A 5,117-nucleotide genomic window follows, 5' to 3' on the forward strand; every position below is an offset into this window, starting at 1 on the left:
CCAAGTCAAGGAAAACCACAGCGGTTTATTATGATTTTGAAGATGTATTAATCCCTAGGGAGCTTTCAATTGTAAAAAACAGGACCGTTGTTATATTGACACCCGGGTTTACATCAGGACTCATTACACTGAAGGGCAGGGTGGAAAGACAATCTTTGTTTAATTTTTTTAATAATAATATGGCAAAAGACAATTGGACTGTTATCAGCCAGATCAAGTCTCCGGGTATCACCATCATGGTTTTTCAAAAATCTTCAAGGACCTCGGTTATTACCATCCGGGACGAGCAGATATATACCTATGTTGAGGTGGGTGTGGCGCCAACTGTTACAGGAGGATCAGGTTTTTCCAGGTCAAACCTGATAGAATAATGGATTTTCAAAATAAACATATCCTTCTTGGGGTTACAGGGGGAATTGCCGCATATAAAGCGGTTGAGCTTTTAAGGCTGTTAAAAAAGGCCGGGGCTAATGTCAATGTGATCATGACCGCCAGTGCCCAGAAGTTTGTCGGCAAAACCACTTTTGAGGTATTATCTGAAAATCCGGTATTATCGGATTTGTTTTTTGATACGGAATCCTCTGTAAAGCATATTGATCTGGCAACAAGGGCGGATGCTGCCATTATTGCGCCGGCAACCGCAAATACCATTGCAAAGCTTGCCCATGGTATTGCAGACGATGCACTGTCCACAACATTGCTGGCGGTAACCGCTCCGGTTATGATCTGTCCGTCCATGAACACGGATATGTACCAGAATATCCGTGTGCAGCGAAACCTTGATATTCTTGAAAAGGACGGATGGCAGATTCTTGATCCTGATTCAGGTATTTTGGCATGTAAAACTGTGGGCGCAGGAAGACTGCCCGATCCCGGCTTTATTTTTGACAGGGTTGAGGCAATGCTGACTAAGAAAGATTTAAATGGCAGAAAAATTCTGGTTTCAGCCGGCCCTACGGTTGAAGCCATAGACCCTGTCAGATTTGTGAGTAATCATTCATCCGGGAAAATGGGATATGCCATTGCCGGGGCCGCAGAAAAAAGAGGAGGGCAGGTGACACTTGTGTCAGGCCCTGTCAGCCTTGAATCGCCTGTGGGTGTTGATCGGATTGATGTGGTAACCTGTGAAGAGATGGCATTACAAATGCTTGCCAACCTTGATCAGGCTGATATTATTATTAAGGTTGCAGCAGTGGCTGATTATAAACCCATAGATCCTAAAACAAGTAAAATAAAGAAAAAAGACAATAATAAAGATCTTTCCATTTTAATGGCTCAAAATCCTGATATTTTAAAGCGTATCGGAAAAAAGAAAACAAAAGATCAATTCCTGGTAGGGTTTGCAGCAGAAACCAACGATCTTGAAAAAAATGCAGTAATGAAAATGCAGAAGAAAAATCTTGATATGATTGCTGCCAATATTGTGGGATCAACAGACTCGGGATTCAAGGCAGATACCAATAAGGTAAAGCTTTTTTTCAGAGACGGCTCATTTGTTGATATCCCCTTGATGGACAAGAACAAGGTTGCCAATATTTTGATTGGTCATATTATTGATAAAATGGGTTAAATAAGCGCTAAAAGGAATCTGTCTGCTGAAATAACACGAACCTTCTCAATCAAGATATCCACCTCTTTTTTTTTAACAACCTGAAACAAAAAAGGGATATCAAGTTTTGAACTGTAATAATAAAGATTCGGAGATACGGTTGTTCGGTTCAGTTTTGCCTCAATTGCAAACCATGGTTTGCCGTCGTATGTTACAAGAAAATCCACCTCTTTTTTTTGTGCATTTCTTAAATAATATAGATCCACCTTATATCCTTCATAATCTTTTAAAAAATGCACTAATTTTAACAAATGACAGGCAATAAGATTTTCAAATCTTGCCGCTTCATCTTTTATTTCCGACCAGTCCCATAAAAAGAGTTTAGGCTCTTTTTTTAATGATCGGAAGTTTGATCCCACATAGGGATAAATTCTAAAGCAATAATAAAATGATTCCATAATATTGAGCCAGTTACTCAATGCTTTATGACTCACTTCCAGATCCTCCCGCAAGGAGTTAATGGAAAGAAGTGAACCCGCTCTGTCCGGAAGCATATCACAAAAAAGAATCATTCCTGAAAAATCTCTGATAGCTGTGATGTCCCTGATATCTTCTCTGGTAATCCGCTCAACCCTTTCATTGTGCCACCTTCTGAGGGTTTTGCTGTTTTGCTTAATAAAGGGTTCCGGGAAACCGCCGAATTTATCCAGGGATAGGAAATTTTTGGTTTCACTTTTTAAAGGGATATTGAGTTCTGTAAGCGGTTTGATGTTGTTTTTTATTGAACAGCTTTCTGCCAGAGAAAATGGATGCAGCCGGTAGTAATGGTATCTTCCCAGCATTGAATCCCCGCCTCGCCTGTATAAGTCGAGACGAGCACTGCCGGTAATAAGAAATTTGTACTGATCCTTCAATTTGTCATATTCACCTTTAATAAATGATTTCCAGTTTTTATATTTATGAATTTCGTCAAAGATTAAAAGAGCTGCACTGCCGGGCCAACCCGGTTTCAATATATCTTTTCTGTCATCTCTGTTATCCCAGTTATAATATTTGGAGCTCTCGTATTCAGGCGCGATAATATCTTTAGAAAGAGTCGTTTTTCCGACTTGGCGGGGCCCGCCGATAAAGACCATTTTTTCTGAAAGGTCATCATGGATTGCATCAGTTATATATCTGTTTTTTATCATAGATCATATCATAAAAGATTCGTGTTTTTTGTCAAGTTTTTTGTCTATAGGTGAAAAACTTTAAAACTTTTTTTGCCTGCAGGCTAAAAAAGTAACTTTAAAAAAATAAAACCCTTTGTATTTAATTGATTTATTCAATGGCATGTTTTAATAAGTAATTTTGTAATCATAATATTAAAGGATGAGATAGCGTTTAAAATGGGTGCAGATGTTCAAAATGATCCGGCTTCAATCAAGACAGAGTTTGTGCGGGTGATAAAAGATTTTTCACACTATCTATCCGGCCAAAAAGAAACAGGGAATACGTTTCTTGATATTTCAAAAGAATCTGAAACAATAGTGAATAACTGGGGCCATTTAGGCCGGGCACAGGACGTCTTTTCTTTTCAAGGTTCTGAAAATGCATCTGTTTTCATCATAGACAGTGAAGGCAGTTTTTTTAAAGGGGAGGGCGGGGCGCTTTTAATCAAGATTCTTGGGGCCATGAACCTGTCTTCTGATTCAGTCTTTATCTGTAATGCAGGTGATTTTAGATCTGTTTATAAAAAAACAAAATCGGTTGCTCCCAAAATTATCATAACCCTTGGAACCAAAGCCGGGCAATCTCTGCTAAATGTTAAACAGCCCCTGGAAAAGTTCAGGGGAAAATTTTATGAATATCATGGAATTAAAGTGATGCCCACCTTTCATCCGTCCCGGCTTTTAAAACAACCTGAATACAAACGCCAAGTCTGGGAGGATATGAAACAAGTGATGACATTATCAGGGTTGAAAAATGGTTCTTGATACGTTTATTGATACACTCATGGCTGAAAAAGGGTATTCCGTCCACACATGCAGGGCATATCGGGCGGATGTTTTATATTTTATTCAATTTTTTCTGGAAGATCAAAAAGCGGACGATACGCAATACCAGGAATTGTTTCTTTCGCATCTGAACAGGCTTGATAAGGATGCTGTCAGAAGTTTTCTTGCCCATCTTGTGCGATCAGGCAAATCTAAAAGGACAGTATCAAGAAAGCTGTCTTCACTTAAGGCATTTTTTGAATATCTTGTTAAATCGGGACAACTGAAGATAAATCCCGCAGACACGGTACCTTTTCCAAAACTTGAGAAAAACATACCAAAATTTTTAACCATTGATGATCTGTTTCAGCTTCTGGATTCCATTAAGACAGAGACCTGGTTTGACAAGAGAAACCTTGCCATGTTTGAAACTTTTTATTCCACGGGCATGCGGGTGTCTGAAATGGAAGGCTTGAATATCCAGGACATTGACTTTAAAAGTCAAATGATTAGAGTCTTTGGGAAAGGGTCAAAGGAAAGGGTTGTCCCTGTTGGCAAAAGAGCCTTGAAGGCCATAACAGATTACAGGGCATCTTTGAAAGAGAAGGGTGCTCCGGTTTTTGTGAATAAGAATTTTACACGATTAAGTTCCCGGTCCATAAGACGGATACTTGATAAAATAGTAAGGGATTGCCAGTTGAATCTGCCTGTTTCACCCCATATGCTGCGTCATTCCTTTGCAACGCATATGCTGGATTCGGGTGCGGATTTAAGGGGGATTCAGGAAATCCTGGGGCATGTCAGCTTATCCACTACTCAGGTCTATACTCATGTGAGTATGGACAGACTGATGCAGGTATATGACAAGGCACATCCAAGGAGCTGAAAACATGACATTTCACGGAACAACTATTCTTGCTGTAAGGTATAAAAACAAAGTGGTTGTGGCAGGGGACGGACAGGTGACGCTGGGAAATATTGTCACAAAACACAAAGCAAGAAAAGTCAGAAGAATTTATAATGACAAGATTATCGTCGGTTTTGCAGGGGCCACGGCAGATGCATTGACCTTGTCTGAAAAACTTGAACAAAAACTGGAAAGATATAGTGGCAGCTTGACAAGGGCGTGTGTGGAACTTGCCCGGGACTGGAGAACGGATAAATATTTAAGGCGCCTTGAGGCTATGATGATTGCTGTGGATAAGGAAAACACTTATCTATTATCGGGCAACGGAGATGTAATTGAACCCGATGACGGGGTGATCAGTATTGGTTCGGGCAGTACCTCTGCCCAGTCTGCCGCAGTTGCGCTGCTTGAAAATACTGAATTGGAACCAAGAACAATTGTAGAAAAAGCCATGAAGATAGCTGCCAATTTGTGTATCTATACAAATCATCATATCACTGTGGAAGAACTATAACGGGTATAACGGGGTCAGGCTTTCCTTATTGTGGTTATTGAACTCAATAACCACAATAAGGAAAGCCTGATAATCATATAAAAGGCAACCTCCTAAAGAGTTTGAAATAAACTCTGTATAGAATCAAAAATGAGTTCTATACTGTATTTCGGCAAAAAAACAAAAGGAGGT

General features: G+C 39.8%; 6 protein-coding genes. 5 read left to right on the forward strand and 1 reads right to left on the reverse strand.

Going from position 1 to position 5,117, the window contains the following annotated elements:
• Together HGJ91_RS08555 and coaBC are read left to right on the forward strand one after the other, a co-directional pair.
• Window positions 1-371 (forward strand): hypothetical protein (locus tag HGJ91_RS08555; protein WP_291347300.1); only part of this gene is annotated, 371 nt, incomplete at its 5' end.
• A complete protein-coding gene (coaBC, locus tag HGJ91_RS08560) occupies window positions 371-1,570 on the forward strand; it encodes a bifunctional phosphopantothenoylcysteine decarboxylase/phosphopantothenate--cysteine ligase CoaBC (RefSeq protein WP_291347301.1) in 1,200 nt (399 codons plus the stop codon). The genes HGJ91_RS08555 and coaBC, both read left to right, overlap by 1 nt.
• Here coaBC and HGJ91_RS08565 read toward each other — a convergent pair.
• The gene (locus HGJ91_RS08565) at window positions 1,567-2,739 is read right to left on the reverse strand and encodes an AAA family ATPase (protein WP_291347302.1); all 1,173 of its coding nucleotides are present in this window, start codon (window positions 2,737-2,739) and stop codon (window positions 1,567-1,569) included. The genes coaBC and HGJ91_RS08565 overlap by 4 nt on opposite strands.
• Window positions 2,740-2,937: 198 nt before the next feature.
• Here HGJ91_RS08565 and HGJ91_RS08570 point away from each other — a divergent pair, with 198 nt between their 5' ends.
• The 3 genes from HGJ91_RS08570 to hslV are packed head-to-tail and all read left to right on the forward strand — an operon-like array spanning window position 2,938 to window position 4,946.
• Window positions 2,938-3,525, forward strand: a complete 588-nt coding sequence (locus HGJ91_RS08570; protein WP_291347303.1) for a uracil-DNA glycosylase — start codon at window positions 2,938-2,940, stop codon at window positions 3,523-3,525.
• Complete coding sequence (gene xerA, locus HGJ91_RS08575; protein ID WP_291347304.1) at window positions 3,515-4,411, forward strand: site-specific tyrosine recombinase/integron integrase; 897 nt, start codon at window positions 3,515-3,517, stop codon at window positions 4,409-4,411. The genes HGJ91_RS08570 and xerA overlap by 11 nt, the downstream gene beginning before the upstream one ends.
• 4 nt (window positions 4,412-4,415) lie before the next feature.
• Window positions 4,416-4,946 carry an ATP-dependent protease subunit HslV gene (gene hslV, locus HGJ91_RS08580; RefSeq protein ID WP_291347305.1) on the forward strand — a complete coding sequence of 177 codons (531 nt, stop codon included), beginning with the start codon at window positions 4,416-4,418 and terminating at the stop codon, window positions 4,944-4,946.
• Window positions 4,947-5,117: the final 171 nt, after the last annotated feature.

It is taken from the genome of Desulfobacula sp., assembly GCF_014237455.1.
GTDB lineage: Bacteria > Desulfobacterota > Desulfobacteria > Desulfobacterales > Desulfobacteraceae > Desulfobacula.